The organism is Klebsiella sp. PK18 (assembly GCF_057784655.1).
Genome location: NZ_CM173493.1, coordinates 3,575,349 through 3,593,569 on the forward strand (window position 1 = coordinate 3,575,349; position 18,221 = coordinate 3,593,569).

Below are 18,221 nucleotides of genomic sequence, written 5' to 3' on the forward strand. Positions count from 1 at the left end.
CTTTTTCGGCCGGCGTGTTCTCTCTTTAGCAGGTGATACCCCAAATATCCCGGGCGTAGCCACGTATGGTTCTGTCGCTGGAAAATTCTCCCATCCGACAAATATTGAGTAAGGCCCGACGGTGCCATTGTTCCGGCAGTTCAAAATCGGCCATCGCCTGCCGCTGGGCCTGACAATAACTGTCGAAATCCAGTAAATGACAGTAATGATCGCCCTCAGTCAACATGTGGTGAAGTGGTGCAAACAGCTCACGATCGCTGGTGAACAACCCAGACACGAGAGTATCGACAACACGCGCCATAGCCGGGTTCTGATGATAGAAGTTATGGTGATGCCCAAGGCGCCGGCTCTCTTCAATCTCTTCCGCCACGGCGCCAAACAGATAAAAATTATCGCTCCCCACGGCCTCGCGGATTTCGATATTCGCCCCATCATAGGTGCCGATGGTTAACGCGCCGTTCATGGCAAACTTCATATTGCTGGTGCCGGACGCCTCGGTCCCGGCGGTGGAAATTTGCTCGGAGAGATCTGTGGCCGGAATGATTTTTTCCGCCAGCGAGACTTTGTAATCTTCGAGAAAAACCACTTTAAGCTGTCCGGCAACCTGCGGGTCGCGGTTAATTTTCCGGGCGACGGTATTAATCAACTGAATAATCAGCTTCGCCATCCGATAGCCCGGCGCCGCTTTACCCGCAAACAAATGCGCCTTAGGCGCGATAGTTTTCCCTGTCTCTTTGATATCCAGGTAAAGCGCGATCACATGAAGAATATTGAGCAACTGACGCTTATATTCATGAATACGTTTGACCTGACAATCAAACATCGCCAGCGGATCGAGGACGATGCCATAGCGTTGAGCGACCAGCTGGCTGAGCGCGGTTTTGTTGGCAAATTTAATGGCCCGGATATTATCAATAACAGCAGTATCATCGGCCAGGCTTTCCAGACTGGACAGCAAGGGTAAATCGGTTGGCCACCCTTCCCCCAGCTGTTGGTGCAAAAAAGCGGCCAGGCCGGGGTTAGCCTGCTGCACCCAGCGTCGCGGCGTGACGCCGTTGGTCTGATTAATGAATTTCTCCGGGGTCATAAAATAGAAGTCGGGCACCAGTTGTTTCTTGACCAGTTCCGAATGCAGCCATGCTACCCCGTTCACGCGATGGCTACCGACAATCGCCAGATTGGCCATACGGATTTGCTTATCGTGATGTTCGTCGATTAAAGACAGCGAAGATAACAGATGATTTTTATCCGGCCAGCGCCGGGCAACCTCTTCAAGGAAACGATGGTTGATCTCAAATATAATTTGCAAATGACGCGGCAGCAGTTTTTCAAACAGCGTCACCGGCCAGGTCTCCAGCGCTTCCGGCATCAACGTATGATTCGTGTAGGCACAGGTGTTTTGCGTTATCTCCCACGCCTGCTCCCAGGGCAGCCGGTGTTCATCGACGAGGATACGCATCAGCTCCACCACCGCTAATGCCGGATGGGTGTCATTCAGCTGAATCGCCACATGCTGCGGCAGGAAAGTAATATCGTCATTAACCTCGGCATAGTCGCGAAATATATCCCGCAGCGTACAGGCCACCAGAAAATACTCTTGCGTCAGCCGCAGCTCTTTTCCGGTCAGCACCTCATCGGATGGATAGAGTATTTTTGAAATATTCTCCGACGCGATTTTATCACTCACCGCCTTGATATAATCACCGCGATTGAAAATATGGATATTAAAGGAGTCAGAGGCCACCGCGCTATAAAGCCGCAGCTTGTTGGTCGTCGTATCCCGGTAACCGGAAACGAAATAGTCATGGGGTATACCGATAATCGTTTTCCAGCCCAGCCACATTGGATTGTAATTGCCATCAACATCTTCGCTGTGTTCAATATAGCCCCCCAGCGGGATCAGGATTTGCTGAGCATGATGTTCGACCAACCACGGGGAGTGCATGGAATGCCAGTCATCCGGATGCTCGATCTGCTGGTCATTTTGAAAGGATTGGCGAAAAAGACCATATTCGTATTTGATGCCATGCCCGGATGCGGCAATATCAAGGGTGGCCATCGAATCGATAAAACAGGCGGCTAAGCGCCCTAACCCTCCGTTACCCAGCGCGGCGTCGGGCTCTTCGTCAAGAAGGTGGTCAAGATCAAACCCCAGGTCATTCACCACCTGGTGCATCTCCGCCAGTAAATTCATATTCAAAAGGTTATTACGCAGCGACTGTCCCAGTAAAAATTCCATCGACAGATAGTAAATACGCTTTTTATGCTCTTCACGTTGCCGCGTCTGGCTCAACAAAAAATGATCCTGTTGAAAATGACGAATGGCCAGCGCCACCGCGTTAAAAATATCGCCATGCGTAGCTTTATTTAAGCTAACACACAATGTGTACTGTAATTGCTGTTCAACCAACGCCCGTAATTCTTTGATATTTTGCGGGTTAATGTCAGGCATGCTGACCTCTCTGGTCTCTGTATCTGCGTAAAAACCATGGCAGGTAAATCATCATTTTTCCAAGTATAGACGAAGATATTTTGCCGAATGGTTTTTATTCCTCAGCACCATTGCCGTTTATAACGAGAGGCTGAATAATTAAAATAACAACCATTTGCAATGGATTGATCGTCACCTTTTCGCCAGCGATAACGCTACAGACATGGCGGGTTTGCGGAGTCGGGAGGTGAAGGTGAAGGTGAAGGTGAAGGTGAAGGTGAAGGTGAAGGTGAAGGTGAAGGTGAAGTGCAGTCAGGACGGCTACAGGTAAAAGCAAGAAGGGGTTACCTTTCGGTAACCCCTTCTTTTATATGGCGGAAGCGCAGAGATTCGAACTCTGGAACCCTTTCGGGTCGCCGGTTTTCAAGACCGGTGCCTTCAACCGCTCGGCCACACTTCCGGTGTGAGGCGCACTATAAACACCTCGGCGGATGCTGTAAAGCACCATTTTGTTCAACTGCCTTAAAAACAAACAATTTTGTGTTATTCGTCTGAATTTCAGGCGGTTCGCACAGAAAATCAGCGCCCATGACCGCTATCCAGAGGGCTATTTTTTAATGTACATGTCTTTGGTGTAGTAATACCCCAGCTTATCCGGCGTGAAACCGCCCACCCTGGGTTTCACTAAATGGGTACGCACATAGTGATAGACCGGAATGGCGGGAACATCCTGCGCCAGCAGATCTTCCGCCTGCTGATAGTATTTGCCCCGGGTCGCTACGTCGGAGGCTTTCGCCGCATTGCGCAGGGCTTCATCGTAAGCCGGGTTGCTGTACTGACTGGTGTTCTCGCTATCACCGGTACGGAACGTATTGAGGAAAGTGGCGGCATCGTCGTAATCGGCGATCCAGGCATAGCGGACGGCGTCAAAGTTATGCGTATGCATGGTATCCAGCATCGTCTTCCATTCCTGGTTCTGCAGCTTCACCTCGACGCCGAGGTTTTTCTTCCACATAGAGCTGGCGGCGATGGCGATACGCTGGTGCGACTCATAGGTGTTATACAGCAGGGTAAAGACCAATGGGTGACTGTCATCATACCCCGCCTGCGCCAGCAGTTTTTTCGCCTCAGCAATCCGCTTCTCGCGCGGCCAGCTGGCGTAGTCTGGGTTGCGCAGCGTCACGCCGCCGATATCCGGCTGGCTGATCACCCAGGCCGGGCGCTGCCCCTGGCCAAGCACTTTTCCGGCAATGATATCTTTATCAAGCGCCATATTCAGCGCGCGCCGCACGCGGGCGTCGTTAAACGGCGGGCGGGTAGTATTGAATTCGTAGTAATAGGTCGCCAGCTGCGGCGAAACGTCCAGCTGATCGCCCATGGTTTTCTGCAACTGCGCAAACTGATTGATCGGCACCGTATAAACAATATCGATCTCCCCCGCTTTGTAGCGGTTGACATCGGCAGCCTCCGAAGAGATGGGCAGGTAAGTCACTTTATTAATAACGGTGTGCGCATTATCCCAGTACTTCGCATTACGTTCAGCCACCAGCCGCTCATTCACCACCCATTGGGTCAGCTTATACGGGCCGCTGGTGACGATATGCTCTGGTCGGGTCCATTTATCGGCAAAACGCTCCACCAGCACTTTGTCGATCGGTACCAGCGAAGGGTGCGCCAGCATCGCCAGGAAAGCGGCATTCGGCTGGCTCAGAGTGACCTGCAGCGTGGAGTCATTCAGCGCTTTCACCCCCAGCGTCTCGGGTCCCTTTTGCCCCAGGGCAATTTCGCGAGCGTTGGCGATATGCATATTGCCGGGATAGCTCGCATAGGGCGAGGCGGTGGCCGGCGAGACCAGCCGTTGCCAGCTCCAGACGATATCCTGCGCCGTGATGGCCGTGCCGTCGGACCAGGTCAGACCGGGGCGTAAATGGAAGGTCCATAACAGGTTGTCCTTGTTTTCCCAGCGCTCCGCCAGCCGGGGCTGGATCGCCCCCGCAGGCGTCACGCTGACCAGCCCTTCAAAGAGATCGCTAATGATGTTGAATTCAATGTCGCTCTCGACTTTATGCGGATCGAGTGAGGCAGGTTCACTGCCGTTATTTCTGACCAGCTCCTGCTTTTCCGCCAACTGGGTGCCAGGCGGCACCTGTGCCGCCAGCGCCCCGCCGGTTATGACCATCAGACTCATTGCCAGGAGCGTCCGCGTGATGTGATTGTTTTTGTGTAATGTCATTTCCCTTTGCCTTTAACGTACGGAGTTATTCCCCCTTCCACACTTAGTCGCAGAATTTAAATAAAGCAATATATTTCAGCAACCTATAAGATTTCGATCGGCTCACCGAAGCGAAACGCGAAAACATATCGCTTTTCCCAATCCATGTAGAATTTTATGCTGGACAAAAGCGGCAAAAGCTAAGTAAAGATGGGTAAAAGCATTAGGGCTTCACGCTTGTTTTTCTTATTCTTTATCCCTAATTACATCTGTCATAAGAGAGTGACTCATGGATCGCATAATTACATCATCGCGTGACCGTTCCTCGCTGCTCAGCACGCACAAGGTTCTGCGTAACACCTACTTCCTGCTCAGCCTGACGCTGGCGTTTTCCGCTATCACCGCCACCGCCAGCACGGTGCTGATGCTCCCTTCCCCGGGGCTGATTTTAACCCTCGTGGGGATGTACGGTCTGATGTTCCTGACCTACAAAACGGCGAATAAACCCACCGGGATTATTTCCGCCTTCGCTTTCACCGGCTTCCTCGGCTATATCCTTGGCCCGATGCTGAACGCGTACCTTTCTGCCGGCATGGGCGATTTGATCGGCCTGGCGCTGGGCGGCACCGCACTGGTCTTCTTCTGCTGCTCGGCCTACGTGCTGACGACGCGCAAAGATATGTCATTCCTCGGCGGAATGCTGATGGCGGGCGTGGTGGTCGTCCTGATTGGTATGGTCGCTAACCTGTTCCTGCAGCTGCCGGCGCTTCATCTGGCGATTAGCGCAGTGTTCATCCTGATCTCTTCGGGTGCCATCCTGTTCGAGACCAGCAACATCATCCGCGGCGGTGAAACCAACTACATCCGCGCCACGGTCAGCCTGTATGTCTCGCTGTACAACATCTTTGTCAGCCTGCTGAGCATTCTGGGCTTCGCCAGCCGGGACTAACCGCTCCCCTGCTTAACCGAGGCCTCGCTTATGCGGGGCCTTTTTTTTTGCTACACTGCGGCCAGTTTCAGGCGGTATGTGAAAAATCATGTTTATTTTTGAAGGCAACGAAATTGAAACGGATAGCGAAGGCTATCTGAAAGATACCACCCAGTGGAGCGAGGCGATGGCGGAAGTCATTGCCGCGCAGGAAGGGATAACGCTCGCCGTTGAACACTGGGAAGTGGTGCGCTTTGTGCGCGAGTTTTACCTTGAGTTCAACACCTCTCCGGCGATCCGCATGCTGGTGAAGGCGATGTCCAACAAGTTTGGCGAAGAGAAAGGCAACAGCCGCTATCTCTATCGCCTGTTCCCGAAAGGCCCCGCCAAACAGGCGACCAAAATCGCCGGGCTGCCGAAGCCGGTGAAGTGCATCTAATAGAGAATCGCGAATTTTTCCCAGCTGCGGGTGGGTTGATGGGGTTCGGTTAACACTCGGTCAACCCGCGCGCTGCGCGGTCCCCCGGCTTTCAGCCAGGCGATGAGTTTTTCCACCTGCTCTGCCTCGCCGCAGGCAAGCACTTCCACCCCGCCGTCATCCAGATTACGGGCATAACCGGTCAACCCCAGCTGCAGGGCTTCCCGCTGCGTCGAATAGCGAAATCCCACGCCCTGAACCGAACCGTAAACCCATGCCATCGTGCAGATACTGGCCATTATCATCTCCTTTTCGCTCACACTTTACGCTGAGGATAGCAAATTCGCTCAGCGTACGTGCTTCGGCAGTAAACCATAATGCTGACGGAAGCGCGCGGTAAAGCGCGATCCCGACTGATATCCGCTGTTCTGCGCGATTTCGCCTATTGGCCGCGAGGTGGTCTGCAGCTGCCCCAGGGCGTGAGCCATCCGCACCTCCTCGACGATCTGGCGAAAACTCTGCGATTCCTGCTGCAGCCGACGGCGCAGCGTGGACTCGCCGAGAAAGAGCATTTTCGCCACCCGCGACACGCTCCATGCCTGCGCCGGCGACAGCATGACCAGTTGTCGAACCTGCGCCGACAGATCCTGCTGCCGCTCGACGAGCAGCGGGCCCGCATAGCCCGCCTCGTGCAGGGCCAGCAGCAGGCCCATAGTCTGGTGGAGCTGTAGAGAGGTGGATAATCCCTCCCGCACCGCCTGCAGAACGCTTTGCCACATAAACGCCAGCTCTGTCGTCACCGGGGCGCAGAGCGAGGTCAGACGCCCTGGGGATGGTTCGCTGAGATAACGGGTCTTAAACGTCGTCAGCAGCTCGGGGGTCAGCGACAGCAGATCGGAGCAAAACAGGCCGTTCTCCGGCTGGTTAATCACCTCCAGCTCAACGTCAGCCGGCAACACAATCAGCTGTTGCGGCGTCGCCAGCACCCGGCTCTCCCCTTGCACAATCACTTTGCTGCCGCGTTTCACCCGACAGAGCGCCGGGGAGAACAGCCGCACCCGATGCAGTCTGCACAGCCGTCGGGTGGTGACCTCTGCCGCGGTTAAGGCGTTATGCTGAAAGTGGATACTCTCCATCGGATCGACCCTTTATTTTAGCGCCCGGCCATCGCCGTCAACTGTACGCTGGCGAGAGCATGGCTGTGTAACAGATAGCCGACCAGCGCCCCGCTGGCCCCGGCATCCATCGGCAGCGTAGGGACATCCAGCGCCCATACCGTAAAGCGGTAGCGATGCGGTTTATCTCCCGCCGGCGGACAGGCGCCGCCGAAACCGGCATAGCCAAAATCGTTGCGGCCCTGTACCGCTCCGCCCGGCAGTGTAGCGCTGTTTTTATCTCCCGCGCCAGCGGGCAGCGAAAAGACGCTGCTGGCGATATTGACCACCGTCCAGTGCCACCAGCCGCTGCCGGTAGGCGCATCGGGATCTCTGACAGTGACCGCGAAGCTTCGCGTCCCCGCCGGGGCATTTTTCCATGCCAGCTGCGGAGAGACATTGCCTCCGGTACAGCCGAAACCGGCAAACCAGTGCTTCCGGGCCAGCGCCTGCCCGTCATGCATATCATCGCTGCTCACGCTAAACGGCGCAGCCATCGCGCCACTACTCACTGCCGCGACCATCGCCACGGCCATGCGGATACCTGTTTTCATCGTCTGCTCCTCGTTGGGGTGAGAAAACAGGGTATGAGAGTCCGCACAAGCTGAATGTGCCGAAGCGCCTGCATTTTGTGCCGAAACGCTCACCTGTGCCTGCCGGGCGAAAGATGCTTGCGTGCGCCAGGTGTGCTACTCTACGCGCCATTTTTCGGTGCCGACATTCCCGTTGCTTAAAGGTAGCTCCATGACAGATTCCCTATTCCCCCGCTTAGTGTTAGCCAAAGGACGCGAGAAATCCCTGCTGCGTCGCCATCCGTGGATTTTCTCAGGCGGCGTCGCCCGCATGGAGGGTAAAGCCCGCAGCGGTGAAACCATCGATATTGTTGACCATCAGGGAAAATGGCTGGCCCGCGGCGCTTACTCGCCGTCGTCGCAGATCCGCGCCCGCGTGTGGACCTTCGACCGCAATGAAGCCATCGATAGCGCCTTCTTTGAACGCCGCCTGCAGCAAGCGCAAACCTGGCGGGCATGGCTGGCCGAGCGCGATGGTCTCGACAGCTACCGTCTGATCGCCGGCGAGTCCGATGGGCTGCCGGGCGTCACTATCGACCGCTTTGGCAACTTTTTCGTGCTGCAGTTGCTCAGCGCAGGCGCCGAATACCAGCGGGCCGCCATCATCAGCGCCCTGCAGAACCTGTTCCCGGACTGCGCCATTTACGATCGCAGCGATGTCGCCGTGCGTAAAAAAGAGGGACTGGAGCTGGCCCAGGGGCCGGTGGTGGGCGAGCTGCCCCCGGCGCTGCTGCCGATCACCGAGCACGGCATGAAACTATTGGTTGATATCCAGGGCGGGCACAAAACCGGCTACTACCTCGACCAGCGCGACAGTCGCCTGGCCACTCGCCGCTATGTCGCGGATAAGCGGGTGCTGAACTGCTTCTCTTATACTGGCGGCTTTGCGGTGTCAGCGCTGATGGGCGGCTGCCGCCAGGTCACCAGCGTGGATACCTCTCAGGAAGCGCTGGACGTCGCCCGACAGAACGTCGAGCTCAACGGACTGGATCTGTCCAAAGCGGAATTTGTGCGCGACGACGTGTTCAAACTGCTGCGTAAATACCGCGATCAGGGAGAGAAATTCGACGTGATCGTGATGGATCCGCCGAAATTCGTGGAAAACAAAAGCCAGCTGATGGGCGCCTGCCGCGGTTATAAAGATATCAATATGCTGGCGATCCAGCTGCTGAACCCCGGCGGCGTGCTGCTGACTTTCTCCTGCTCCGGCCTGATGACCACCGATTTATTTCAGAAAATCATCGCCGATGCCGCAATTGATGCCGGGCGTGATGTACAATTTATAGAACAGTTCCGTCAGGCTGCCGACCACCCGGTGATCGCAACCTACCCGGAAGGGCTGTATCTGAAGGGGTTTGCCTGTCGCGTCATGTAACTTGAAAAACGAAACATGAGCCTCATATAGGGAGTATTCATGTTTCCCAGGAGGTGCCTATGATAGCCAGCAAATTCGGTATCGGCCAACAGGTCCGCCATACGCTCTTGGGCTACCTGGGTGTCATCGTCGATGTCGATCCCGAGTATTCACTCGCGGAACCGGAAGAGGATGAGATTGCCGCCAATGACGAACTGCGTGCGGCGCCCTGGTACCATGTGGTGATGGAAGATGATGATGGTCAGCCGATCCACACCTATCTGGCAGAAGCGCAGCTGAGCAGCGAAACCCGCGACGAACACCCGGAACAGCCGTCCCTCGACGAACTGGCCAAAACGATTCGTCAGCAGCTGCAGGCTCCGCGCCTTCGCAACTAAAACAAAACCCCGCCAGGCGGGGTTTTTTGTTATTTTGCTAATCCCAGTCGCGGTAGCTCAATGGCCGGGCAACGATCCATCACCACGTTCAATCCGGCTTCTCTGGCCAGCACCGCGGCCTGCTCATTGATCACCCCCAGCTGCAGCCACAGCGTTTTCGCGCCGATGGCTATCGCCTCCTGCGCCACGCCCCACGCCGCTTCTGAATTACGGAAGACATCAACCATGTCGACCTTTTCCGGAACGTCGGCGAGCGTCGCATACCCTTGCTGTCCCAGCAGCGTCTTGCCCGCCACCTTCGGCGAAACCGGGATAACGTGATACCCCTGATCCAACAGATACTTCATGACCCGGTAGCTCGGGCGGTCAGGTTTATCGCTGGCGCCAACCAGCGCAATCGTCCGTGTCGACGTCAGGATGCCGGCAATATCGTTCTCTTTCATGGGTTCCTCCTGCTATTTCACCTAAGTGTATGCTAATCCGCAGCAGGCGGCCATCCAGGCTAACCCACAGATTCGACAAAATTTTCACCCCGATGCTTGCAGCGGCAGCCACATTCAGTAATCTGTCTGCAGGTCAAAATGTGGAATGAAAATATGGAACTGACAACTCGTACCCTGTCCGCGCAAAAACATATCGCGCTGGTGGCTCACGATCACTGTAAAGATATGCTGATGAAATGGGTCGCTCGCCATCAGGCGTTGCTGGCGCAACACGTTTTGTATGCCACCGGCACCACCGGTAACCTGGTCTCGCGGGCTACCGGACTGGAGGTCAATGCCATGCTGAGCGGCCCGATGGGCGGTGACCAGCAGGTTGGCGCGCTTATTTCAGAAGGCAAAATCGACGTGCTGATCTTCTTCTGGGATCCGCTGAACGCCGTGCCTCACGACCCGGACGTCAAAGCGTTGCTGCGCCTGGCCACCGTCTGGAACATTCCGGTCGCCACTAACGTCTCCACCGCTGACTTTATCATCCAGTCACCGCACTTTAATCAGCCGCTCGATATTCTGATCCCGGATTATCCGCGTTATCTTGCCGAGCGCCTGAAATAACCCACACGTGATTAGGGTTTCCTGGCCACCGGCACATCCAAGGCCTGCAGGATGTCGACAAACGGCGAAGGTTGCGCTTTGTTAAACAACAACCACACCCGATGACGTGCGCGGGTTATCGCCACGTACAGTAGTCGACGCTCCTCCGCATCAGGAAAATCTTCCGGCTGCGGCAGGAGCGCCTGCTCCATGATCGACTCGCGCGCCGGCGCGGGAAACGCATCCTCTCCCTCCTGCAGTCCCAGCACAATCACATAGTCCGCCTGCTGGCCCTTGCTGGCATGAATAGTCATAAAATCAAGCTGCAGATGCGGCCAGCGCGTCGCCGCCTTGTTGAGCGCGTCGGGCTTCAGATGATGGTAACGGGCAAGCAGCAGGATCCGCTGCTCGGGCTTAACGTAGCCGCTCAGTTTATCCAGTAAATCATCCAGCTTATCGTCGGCTAACAGCGTGACGGCCTTTTTATCGCCCGCCGTCAGGCTGTTCAGCGGCTTACTTAACTGATGCGGATTCTGCTGGATAAAGCCATTGGCGATTTCACCGATACGGCCGTTAAAGCGATAGGTGGTATCCAACGCACAGCTATCCCCTTCGCCAAAGTAATGATTAAACGCGGTGGTCAGGGAAAGCTGGGCCCCGCTGAACCGGTAAATCGCCTGCCAGTCATCTCCGACGGCAAAGAGCGTGGTTTGGCTGTTCTGCCGGCGTAATGCGGCCAGCAGCGAGGCCCGCTGCGGCGAGATATCCTGAAATTCATCCACCAGAATGTGTTTCCATGGGCTGACGAAGCGGCCTTTATCGAGAATATTGACCGCCTGATGGATCAGGCCGGAAAAATCGACCGCATTCTCGGCCTTCAGCGCCGCCTTCCAGTCTTTCATCAGAGGCGACATCAGTTTCACCCGTTTACTGAACTGATCGCGTACCGCCTCCGGCGCCCCGGCAATCATCTCTGCCTGGGAGCCGCCGTGCATACGCATCAGGCTGACCCAGCGGTCGAGCCGGCTGGCCATACGCCGCTGCACCTTCTTGTCCTGCCAGAAATCGCCCTCCGGCAGTTGCCAGCCCATCTCCTCTTCCAGCCACAGGCGCCAGCCTTTCGCCTGCGCTTTTTTCTCCTGACACTGCTGCTGCCAGCTTTTCACAAGCAGCGCCTGACGAGCTGCGCTATCGCTTTCCAGTTTGCTGATGGTGGGGACTTTTTTGCTGCCCTGCTGAATAATATGTAGCGCCAGCGAGTGGAAGGTACGCGCGGTGATATCGTCGGATGCAAGACGCTCGCGGATCCGCGCATCCATCTCCTGAGCCGCCTGGCGGCCGAATGCCAGTAACAAAATTTGCTCTGCTGCCGCTTCTCCCCGCGCCAGCAGCCAGCCTGCCCGCGCCACCAGCACCGAGGTTTTGCCGCTGCCCGCGCCCGCCAGCACCAGCAGGGAACGTTCGCCGTTCACCACCGCCCGTGCCTGTGAGGCATTAAGAGGGGACGACTCAACGCCGTCAAAAAAGCCGCGATACTGCTCAAGCATCGCCTCGGTGAAGGCCTGGTTATGGGCCAGGCGTGTCGCTTCAATATCCCCTAACCAGCGCTGACACTCCCGCCACAGCTCCCGACAGTTGTCAAAGGCCTCAAGCCGGCTGGTGGGCATCGGCAAACCAGTCAACGCCTGGCGAATGTTATCCTGCACATCCGCCACCTGCTGACGCGTCAACCATTTGCCTTCCGCACGGGTGCGCTCGATCGTCGCCAGCTGCCGCTTCAGTACACCAGCGGCGATGTCGCTCATTTCCGCGCTCCACTGCTCCCAGAGCGTTTGTAAATGGTGATAGAAGCGCTGCGTTTCGCTCCACTCGGTACCGTGCAAACGCACGACTTTGCTGTCAGGCAACACAAACTCCAGTTCGCCCCAGACCAGACCGCGCTTACAATGCACTGACAATAACTGATTGAAAGGGATAAGATACTCGTGACGGTCGCCGGAAACCTTTACGCCGGCGTTCAGTAACTGCACCCGATCATAAGGGTGCTGAGCCATGCGTTTGCCCAATGTTGTCGCTTTAAGTTCCATATAATGTCGATTTTCAATCAGGGTGGATTGTTTTTCAGTTTAACCGCCCGGGACCAGGTGCTCCAGCGCAAAAAAACGTTACAATTGTCAGGTCTTATTATCCACAGGGCAAAACCGAGGCTTTATGCGTACCATTCTGAATATTTTGAACTTTATCCTTGGCGGTTTCGCCACCACTCTAGGCTGGCTGCTCGCCACGCTGGTTAGCATCGTTCTGGTCGTCACGCTGCCGCTGACCCGCTCCTGCTGGGAAATCACCCGACTCTCCTTATTTCCATACGGTAACGAGGCGATTCATGTGGATGAGCTGGAGCCGGGCCGTAAAAATGGCCTCCTCAACGCCGGCGGCACCGTGCTGAATATTCTGTGGTTCATTTTTTTCGGCTGGTGGTTGTGCCTGATGCATATTTTCAGCGGCATAGCTCAATGTCTGACCATTATTGGCATCCCGGTGGGGATCGCGAACTTTAAAATTGCTGCCATTGCCCTTTGGCCGGTAGGGCGTCGGGTCGTCTCTGTGGAAACCGCGCGTGCCGCACGTGAAGCCAATGCGCGTCGTCGCTTTCAGTAACCGAACGGAACACGGACATGATTAGCCCCCTGCTACGCCGCTATACCTGGAACAGTGCCTGGCTTTATAACGTACGGATCTTTATCGCGCTCTGCGGCACAACGCTGTTTCCCTGGTGGATCGGCGAAGTCAAACTGACCATCCCTCTCACCCTTGGCGTTGTTGCCGCGGCCCTGACCGACCTCGACGACCGGCTGACCGGTCGTCTGCGCAACCTCGCCATTACCCTGGTCTGTTTTTTTATCGCCTCCGCCTCCGTGGAGCTGCTGTTTCCGTGGCCGCCGCTGTTTGCCCTCGGCCTGACCGTGTCTACCATCGGCTTTATTTTGCTCGGCGGCCTCGGCCAGCGCTATGCCACCATCGCCTTCGGCGCCCTGCTCATCGCCATCTACACCATGCTCGGCGTCACACTGTACGATCACTGGTATCTACAGCCGTTGTTCCTGCTGGCGGGGGCCGTGTGGTACAACCTGCTGACGCTGTCCGGGCACCTGATTTTTCCGATTCGTCCATTGCAGGACAACCTGGCGCGTAGCTATGAGCAACTGGCTCGCTATCTGGAGCTCAAATCCCGGCTGTTTGATCCTGACCTGGAGGATGAGAGCCAGGCGCCGCTGTACGATCTGGCCCTCGCCAACGGCCAGCTGGTTGCTACGCTTAACCAAACCAAGGTCTCGCTGCTAACCCGACTGCGAGGCGATCGGGGCCAGCGCGGCACCCGCCGCACCCTGCAGTACTACTTTGTGGCCCAGGATATTCATGAACGCGCCAGCTCATCGCATATTCAGTATCAGACTCTGCGCGATCAATTCCGCTACAGCGACGTGATGTTCCGTTTCCAGCGCATGCTCTCGATGCAGGCCCAGGCCTGCCAGAAGCTCTCGCGGGCGATTTTACTGCGCGAACCCTACCAACATGACGCCCATTTTGAACGCGCGTTTATGCATCTCGACGCGGCGCTTGACCGTGTGCGCGCCAGCGGCGCGTCCGACGAGCAGATCAATGCCCTTGGGTTTTTACTCAATAACCTGCGCGCTATCGATGCGCAGCTGGCCACGATTGAATCGGTGCAAACGACCGCGCCTGCCGGGAGCAACACCGAGACGCTGTTGGCCGACGACAGACTCGGCGGGCTGAACGACATCTGGCTGCGTCTGCGACGCAACATGTCACCGGAGTCCGCTCTCTTTCGCCACGCGGTACGTATGTCGCTGGTGCTCTGCGCCGGCTATGCCTTTATCCAGTTTACCGGGCTCCAGCATGGCTACTGGATCCTGCTGACCAGCCTGTTTGTCTGTCAGCCGAACTATAACGCCACCCGCCACCGACTGGCGCTGAGGATCATCGGCACGCTGGTGGGGGTGGCGATCGGCCTGCCCGTCCTGCTGCTGGTGCCTTCGATTGAAGGGCAACTGGTGTTGATCGTGCTCACCGGCGTGCTGTTCTTTGCCTTTCGTAACGTGCAGTACGCCCATGCCACCATGTTTATTACGCTGCTGGTGCTGCTGTGCTTTAACCTGCTTGGCGAAGGTTTTGAGGTCGCGCTACCGCGCATTATTGATACCCTGATCGGCTGCGCCATCGCCTGGGCGGCGGTCAGCTTCATCTGGCCGGACTGGAAATTTCGCAATCTGCCGCGCGTCCTGGACCGGGCGATGAACGCAAACTGCCGTTATCTGGATGCCATTCTGGAGCAGTATCACCAGGGCCGCGACAACCGTCTGGCCTATCGTGTCGCCCGCCGTGATGCCTACAACCGTGATGCCGAACTGGCCTCCGTGGTCTCGAATTTGTCGACTGAACCGCGCGCGGATGGCGCCCAGCGCGAGACCGCTTTTCGCTTGCTGTGTCTCAACCATACCTTCACCAGCTACATCTCCGCTCTCGGTGCGCATCGGGAAAAACTGTCCACCCCCGATATTCTTGCCCTGCTGGATGATGCTGTTTGTTATGTTGATGACGCCCTGCACCATACCCCCGCCGATGAACATCGGGTGCAGAAGTCTTTGACCAGCCTGCAAAGCCGGATCCAGCATCTGGAACCGCGCGCGGACAGTAAAGAGCCGCTGGTATTACAGCAGATTGGCTTGTTGCTCGCGCTGCTGCCTGAAATTTGCCGCCTGCAACAACGCGTTCACGCTCAGACAGAATAACGGCGGCTGTCCGCTAGCGGGCTCCAGCCCATTCGAGCAGCTCCTGACGCCGCAGCGTCGGGAGCGCGGCGGCGTGAACGCCGACAATCGCCCCCTCCAGCGCCAGCAAGACGTTGAGCGACAGAGAGGCGTTGTTTTCTCGTAGCCGTTGCCAGGCCTGCTGAGCGCCTACCTCCCGAAGCGTCCTGACATCCGGTATGCCCGCGTGGATCAGCTGCAATTCCATATGAAAGCTGATATTGGGTAAATCCTTCAGACGGCCCGACGCCCGTCGGTGGTTCTTTTCACGCTGCGCACTCTGCCACGACAACAGCGACAGCCGAAAAAGCTGAGTCTCATCGCGCCACAATGCGTCGTCAATTTGATAATACTTCATCGGCACGATGCGCCCATGTCGGCGCAGCGTTAATAAAGGATTGCGATGTTCAACCCGATACGCGGCGCTCTGCTCGCAGGCCCTCAGGTAAATATCGCCCTCTGCCACCATCGCAAACACCGTATCATCAATGGCCAGGCTATAGCCGCCAAAAAGCGGACGAGAATGTAACTGACCCAGCGGCGAGACGCAGGCCTGAAATTGCGGGAACCGCGGACATACTAGTTTTCTCATGATCATTCCTTTGTTAATCATGTAATTAAACTTAAGTTGTTAACGGATCCGCTAAGAGAAAACATAAGGGACTTCCCGAATAGCAGCAAGATGATTTTCGCCGACTTTTCCACCAGAATGCGGTTTTGCGAGACGCTTTCAGAAAATCACTGACGTTGCTGCAATCAACAGGGTGGAAAGAAATCATTAGCCGGCATTAAGGATATCGTTGAGGAGAGGTGCGCATCGCTATAAATCAGACGCGGCGGGAAATGATTAAATTTCAGCCAGCAAAATGGCAAATTGCGGTTGATCTTTTCCCCAGGTAGATATACTGTATATGCATACAGTAACTACAGGCGGGATAGACTATGTTTACTTCAGCTCACGCAAATCGTTCAGCACAGGCTTCTGCTTCTGCAGGCCACTACGCTCATCGTTCTGGCGAACAGACCGCCAATGGGCTGATCAGTGAAATTGTCTATCGTGAAGATCAACCCATGATGACACAGTTACTGCTGCTACCTTTATTACAGCAGCTGGGTCAACAGTCTCGCTGGCAACTGTGGCTCACGCCGCAACAAAAGCTTAGCCGCGAGTGGGTCCAGTCTGCCGGTCTACCGCTGTCTAAAGTCATGCAAATTAGCCAGCTGTCACCCTGCCATACCGTAGACTCAATGATCCGCGCGCTGCGCACCGGTAATTATAGTGTGGTTATCTGCTGGCTAACGGAGGAGCTAACCGCGGAAGAGCATGAGCGTCTGGTCAATGCCGCCCAGGAAGGTTGCGCGATGGGATTCATCATGCGCCCGGTGAGAAATCAAGGCACGCTCGGCAGACAACTCAGCGGGCTAAAAATTCACTCAAATTTGTATCATTGAGTGAAATTAGGATTATTCCTGGAATTTTTTTTACCGATGGTAAAGACACAGCGTTTTTCAGGGACTTTTTCGCGCAATGCCTGTCACACGGGGATTTCTGCCTTTTTTCTGCGTACGAAAATCAACCATATTTGTTAAATATTGTGTACACAACCCTTTTTTTTCATATGCCTGACAGAGTTCACACTTGTAAGTTTCGAACTAAGTTGTAGACTTTACATCGCCAGGGGTGATCGGCTTACGCTGCATGTATCAGCATAGTTAACAACAAGTCACGCCCCGGGTGAAGGATTTAACCGTGAGGTCTTTTGTAACTTCATGGCGAATTTTGGATGATAATGAGGCGCAAAAAATGAAAAAGACAGCTATCGCGATTGCAGTGGCACTGGCTGGCTTCGCTACCGTAGCGCAGGCCGCTCCGAAAGATAACACCTGGTATGCAGGTGGTAAACTGGGTTGGTCCCAGTTCCATGACACTGGCTGGTACAACAGCTCTCTGAACAACAATGGTCCAACCCACGAAAGCCAGCTGGGCGCTGGTGCGTTCGGTGGTTACCAGGTTAACCCGTACCTCGGTTTCGAAATGGGTTACGACTGGCTGGGCCGTATGCCGTACAAAGGCGACCAGGTTAATGGCGCATTCAAAGCTCAGGGCGTTCAGCTGACCGCTAAACTGGGTTACCCGATCACTGACGATCTGGACATCTACACCCGTCTGGGCGGCATGGTATGGCGCGCAGACTCCAGCAACAGCATCGCTGGCGACAACCACGACACTGGCGTATCTCCGGTATTTGCTGGCGGCGTAGAGTGGGCTGTGACTCGTGACATCGCTACCCGTCTGGAATACCAGTGGGTTAACAACATCGGCGACGCGGGCACCGTTGGCGTTCGTCCGGACAACGGCATGCTGAGCGTGGGTGTTTCCTACCGTTTCGGTCAGGAAGATGCTGCACCGGTTGTAGCTCCGGCTCCGGCTCCGGCTCCGGAAGTGACTACCAAGCACTTCACCCTGAAGTCTGACGTTCTGTTCAACTTCAACAAAGCAACCCTGAAACCGGAAGGTCAGCAGGCTCTGGATCAGCTGTACACCCAGCTGAGCAACATGGATCCGAAAGACGGTTCTGCAGTTGTTATGGGCTTCACCGACCGTATCGGTTCCGAAGCTTACAACCAGCAGCTGTCTGAGAAACGTGCTCAGTCCGTTGTTGACTACCTGGTTGCTAAAGGCATCCCGGCTGGCAAAATCTCCGCACGCGGTATGGGTAAATCCAACCCGGTTACTGGCAACACCTGTGACAACGTGAAAGCTCGCGCTGCACTGATCGACTGCCTGGCCCCGGATCGTCGTGTAGAGATCGAAGTTAAAGGCTACAAAGAAGTTGTAACTCAGCCAGCGGCTTAAGTTATAACTGATGAAAAAACCCGCCTCGGCGGGT

General features: G+C 55.8%; 18 protein-coding genes and 1 tRNA gene. 10 read left to right on the forward strand and 9 right to left on the reverse strand.

Annotated features, from left to right (window positions below):
• Positions 1 to 25 precede the first annotated feature (25 nt).
• Complete coding sequence (locus tag AC3EMD_RS17565) at positions 26 to 2,452, reverse strand: glycogen/starch/alpha-glucan phosphorylase (protein ID WP_110242567.1); 2,427 nt, start codon at positions 2,450 to 2,452, stop codon at positions 26 to 28.
• A 154-nt stretch (positions 2,453 to 2,606) separates the two neighbouring features.
• On the opposite strand from AC3EMD_RS17565, the gene AC3EMD_RS17570 reads away from it, so the two are divergent.
• On the forward strand, positions 2,607 to 2,762 hold the full coding sequence (locus AC3EMD_RS17570; protein ID WP_302073624.1) for a hypothetical protein: 156 nt from the start codon (positions 2,607 to 2,609) through the stop codon (positions 2,760 to 2,762).
• Positions 2,763 to 2,803: 41 nt separating this feature from the next.
• Here the strand turns inward: AC3EMD_RS17570 and AC3EMD_RS17575 are convergent.
• Together AC3EMD_RS17575 and AC3EMD_RS17580 are read right to left on the reverse strand one after the other, a co-directional pair.
• Positions 2,804 to 2,891: transfer RNA gene (locus tag AC3EMD_RS17575), tRNA-Ser, on the reverse strand.
• 147 nt (positions 2,892 to 3,038) lie between these two features.
• Entirely contained in the window at positions 3,039 to 4,664 is a 1,626-nt protein-coding gene (locus AC3EMD_RS17580; protein ID WP_016160587.1) for an ABC transporter substrate-binding protein, read from the reverse strand.
• A 268-nt stretch (positions 4,665 to 4,932) separates the two neighbouring features.
• On the opposite strand from AC3EMD_RS17580, the gene yccA reads away from it, so the two are divergent.
• A complete protein-coding gene (gene yccA / locus AC3EMD_RS17585; protein ID WP_002898458.1) occupies positions 4,933 to 5,592 on the forward strand; it encodes an FtsH protease modulator YccA in 660 nt (219 codons plus the stop codon).
• 88 nt (positions 5,593 to 5,680) lie between these two features.
• Positions 5,681 to 6,010, forward strand: coding sequence for a sulfurtransferase TusE (gene tusE, locus AC3EMD_RS17590; RefSeq protein WP_008805904.1), 330 nt, complete (start codon positions 5,681 to 5,683; stop codon positions 6,008 to 6,010).
• On the opposite strand, the gene yccX is transcribed toward tusE, so the two are convergent.
• The 3 genes from yccX to AC3EMD_RS17605 are packed head-to-tail and all read right to left on the reverse strand — an operon-like array spanning position 6,007 to position 7,697.
• Positions 6,007 to 6,288, reverse strand: a complete 282-nt coding sequence (gene yccX, locus AC3EMD_RS17595; protein ID WP_012542291.1) for an acylphosphatase — start codon at positions 6,286 to 6,288, stop codon at positions 6,007 to 6,009. The genes tusE and yccX overlap by 4 nt on opposite strands.
• A 48-nt stretch (positions 6,289 to 6,336) precedes the next feature.
• Positions 6,337 to 7,125, reverse strand: a complete 789-nt coding sequence (locus tag AC3EMD_RS17600; protein ID WP_110192777.1) for a helix-turn-helix transcriptional regulator — start codon at positions 7,123 to 7,125, stop codon at positions 6,337 to 6,339.
• 17 nt (positions 7,126 to 7,142) lie between these two features.
• Positions 7,143 to 7,697 carry a YbhB/YbcL family Raf kinase inhibitor-like protein gene (locus AC3EMD_RS17605; RefSeq protein ID WP_302073625.1) on the reverse strand — a complete coding sequence of 185 codons (555 nt, stop codon included), beginning with the start codon at positions 7,695 to 7,697 and terminating at the stop codon, positions 7,143 to 7,145.
• A gap of 190 nt (positions 7,698 to 7,887) precedes the next feature.
• On the opposite strand from AC3EMD_RS17605, the gene rlmI reads away from it, so the two are divergent.
• Complete coding sequence (gene rlmI / locus AC3EMD_RS17610; protein WP_022066076.1) at positions 7,888 to 9,090, forward strand: 23S rRNA (cytosine(1962)-C(5))-methyltransferase RlmI; 1,203 nt, start codon at positions 7,888 to 7,890, stop codon at positions 9,088 to 9,090.
• A gap of 59 nt (positions 9,091 to 9,149) precedes the next feature.
• Positions 9,150 to 9,467 carry a heat shock protein HspQ gene (gene hspQ / locus AC3EMD_RS17615; RefSeq protein WP_002898441.1) on the forward strand — a complete coding sequence of 106 codons (318 nt, stop codon included), beginning with the start codon at positions 9,150 to 9,152 and terminating at the stop codon, positions 9,465 to 9,467.
• Positions 9,468 to 9,496: 29 nt separating this feature from the next.
• Here hspQ and AC3EMD_RS17620 read toward each other — a convergent pair whose 3' ends face one another.
• Positions 9,497 to 9,910 (reverse strand): CoA-binding protein, encoded by a 414-nt coding sequence (locus AC3EMD_RS17620; RefSeq protein WP_002898434.1) that lies wholly within the window; start codon positions 9,908 to 9,910, stop codon positions 9,497 to 9,499.
• Between the two features lie 153 nt (positions 9,911 to 10,063).
• Between AC3EMD_RS17620 and mgsA the strand changes: the two genes are divergently transcribed.
• Positions 10,064 to 10,522: a methylglyoxal synthase gene (gene mgsA, locus AC3EMD_RS17625; protein WP_008805898.1), complete on the forward strand. Its 459-nt coding sequence runs from the start codon at positions 10,064 to 10,066 to the stop codon at positions 10,520 to 10,522.
• 11 nt (positions 10,523 to 10,533) lie between these two features.
• Here the strand turns inward: mgsA and helD are convergent, their stop codons facing one another.
• Complete coding sequence (helD, locus tag AC3EMD_RS17630; protein ID WP_110204078.1) at positions 10,534 to 12,588, reverse strand: DNA helicase IV; 2,055 nt, start codon at positions 12,586 to 12,588, stop codon at positions 10,534 to 10,536.
• Positions 12,589 to 12,712: 124 nt separating this feature from the next.
• Between helD and AC3EMD_RS17635 the strand changes: the two genes are divergently transcribed.
• On the forward strand, positions 12,713 to 13,159 hold the full coding sequence (locus AC3EMD_RS17635; protein WP_008805896.1) for a YccF domain-containing protein: 447 nt from the start codon (positions 12,713 to 12,715) through the stop codon (positions 13,157 to 13,159).
• Positions 13,160 to 13,176: 17 nt separating this feature from the next.
• Positions 13,177 to 15,312: a YccS family putative transporter gene (gene yccS / locus AC3EMD_RS17640; RefSeq protein WP_008805895.1), complete on the forward strand. Its 2,136-nt coding sequence runs from the start codon at positions 13,177 to 13,179 to the stop codon at positions 15,310 to 15,312.
• Positions 15,313 to 15,325: 13 nt separating this feature from the next.
• Here the strand turns inward: yccS and AC3EMD_RS17645 are convergent, their stop codons facing one another.
• Positions 15,326 to 15,922: a TfoX/Sxy family DNA transformation protein gene (locus tag AC3EMD_RS17645; protein WP_012542296.1), complete on the reverse strand. Its 597-nt coding sequence runs from the start codon at positions 15,920 to 15,922 to the stop codon at positions 15,326 to 15,328.
• A 350-nt stretch (positions 15,923 to 16,272) separates the two neighbouring features.
• Here AC3EMD_RS17645 and sulA point away from each other — a divergent pair, with 350 nt between their 5' ends.
• Complete coding sequence (sulA, locus tag AC3EMD_RS17650; RefSeq protein ID WP_008805893.1) at positions 16,273 to 16,782, forward strand: SOS-induced cell division inhibitor SulA; 510 nt, start codon at positions 16,273 to 16,275, stop codon at positions 16,780 to 16,782.
• A gap of 352 nt (positions 16,783 to 17,134) precedes the next feature.
• Positions 17,135 to 18,187 (forward strand): porin OmpA, encoded by a 1,053-nt coding sequence (ompA, locus tag AC3EMD_RS17655; RefSeq protein WP_008805892.1) that lies wholly within the window; start codon positions 17,135 to 17,137, stop codon positions 18,185 to 18,187.
• Positions 18,188 to 18,221 lie beyond the last annotated feature (34 nt).

What these genes read in the sequence shown, in the direction of transcription:
- AC3EMD_RS17565 (WP_110242567.1), bottom strand. Translation starts at nt 2,452, where the DNA reads ATGCCTGACATTAACCCGCAAAATATCAAAGAATTACGGGCGTTGGTT.
- AC3EMD_RS17580 (WP_016160587.1), bottom strand. Translation starts at nt 4,664, where the DNA reads ATGACATTACACAAAAACAATCACATCACGCGGACGCTCCTGGCAATG.
- yccA (WP_002898458.1), top strand. Translation starts at nt 4,933, where the DNA reads ATGGATCGCATAATTACATCATCGCGTGACCGTTCCTCGCTGCTCAGC.
- tusE (WP_008805904.1), top strand. Translation starts at nt 5,681, where the DNA reads ATGTTTATTTTTGAAGGCAACGAAATTGAAACGGATAGCGAAGGCTAT.
- yccX (WP_012542291.1), bottom strand. Translation starts at nt 6,288, where the DNA reads ATGGCCAGTATCTGCACGATGGCATGGGTTTACGGTTCGGTTCAGGGC.
- AC3EMD_RS17600 (WP_110192777.1), bottom strand. Translation starts at nt 7,125, where the DNA reads ATGGAGAGTATCCACTTTCAGCATAACGCCTTAACCGCGGCAGAGGTC.
- AC3EMD_RS17605 (WP_302073625.1), bottom strand. Translation starts at nt 7,697, where the DNA reads ATGAAAACAGGTATCCGCATGGCCGTGGCGATGGTCGCGGCAGTGAGT.
- rlmI (WP_022066076.1), top strand. Translation starts at nt 7,888, where the DNA reads ATGACAGATTCCCTATTCCCCCGCTTAGTGTTAGCCAAAGGACGCGAG.
- hspQ (WP_002898441.1), top strand. Translation starts at nt 9,150, where the DNA reads ATGATAGCCAGCAAATTCGGTATCGGCCAACAGGTCCGCCATACGCTC.
- AC3EMD_RS17620 (WP_002898434.1), bottom strand. Translation starts at nt 9,910, where the DNA reads ATGAAAGAGAACGATATTGCCGGCATCCTGACGTCGACACGGACGATT.
- mgsA (WP_008805898.1), top strand. Translation starts at nt 10,064, where the DNA reads ATGGAACTGACAACTCGTACCCTGTCCGCGCAAAAACATATCGCGCTG.
- helD (WP_110204078.1), bottom strand. Translation starts at nt 12,588, where the DNA reads ATGGAACTTAAAGCGACAACATTGGGCAAACGCATGGCTCAGCACCCT.
- AC3EMD_RS17635 (WP_008805896.1), top strand. Translation starts at nt 12,713, where the DNA reads ATGCGTACCATTCTGAATATTTTGAACTTTATCCTTGGCGGTTTCGCC.
- yccS (WP_008805895.1), top strand. Translation starts at nt 13,177, where the DNA reads ATGATTAGCCCCCTGCTACGCCGCTATACCTGGAACAGTGCCTGGCTT.
- AC3EMD_RS17645 (WP_012542296.1), bottom strand. Translation starts at nt 15,922, where the DNA reads ATGAGAAAACTAGTATGTCCGCGGTTCCCGCAATTTCAGGCCTGCGTC.
- sulA (WP_008805893.1), top strand. Translation starts at nt 16,273, where the DNA reads ATGTTTACTTCAGCTCACGCAAATCGTTCAGCACAGGCTTCTGCTTCT.
- ompA (WP_008805892.1), top strand. Translation starts at nt 17,135, where the DNA reads ATGAAAAAGACAGCTATCGCGATTGCAGTGGCACTGGCTGGCTTCGCT.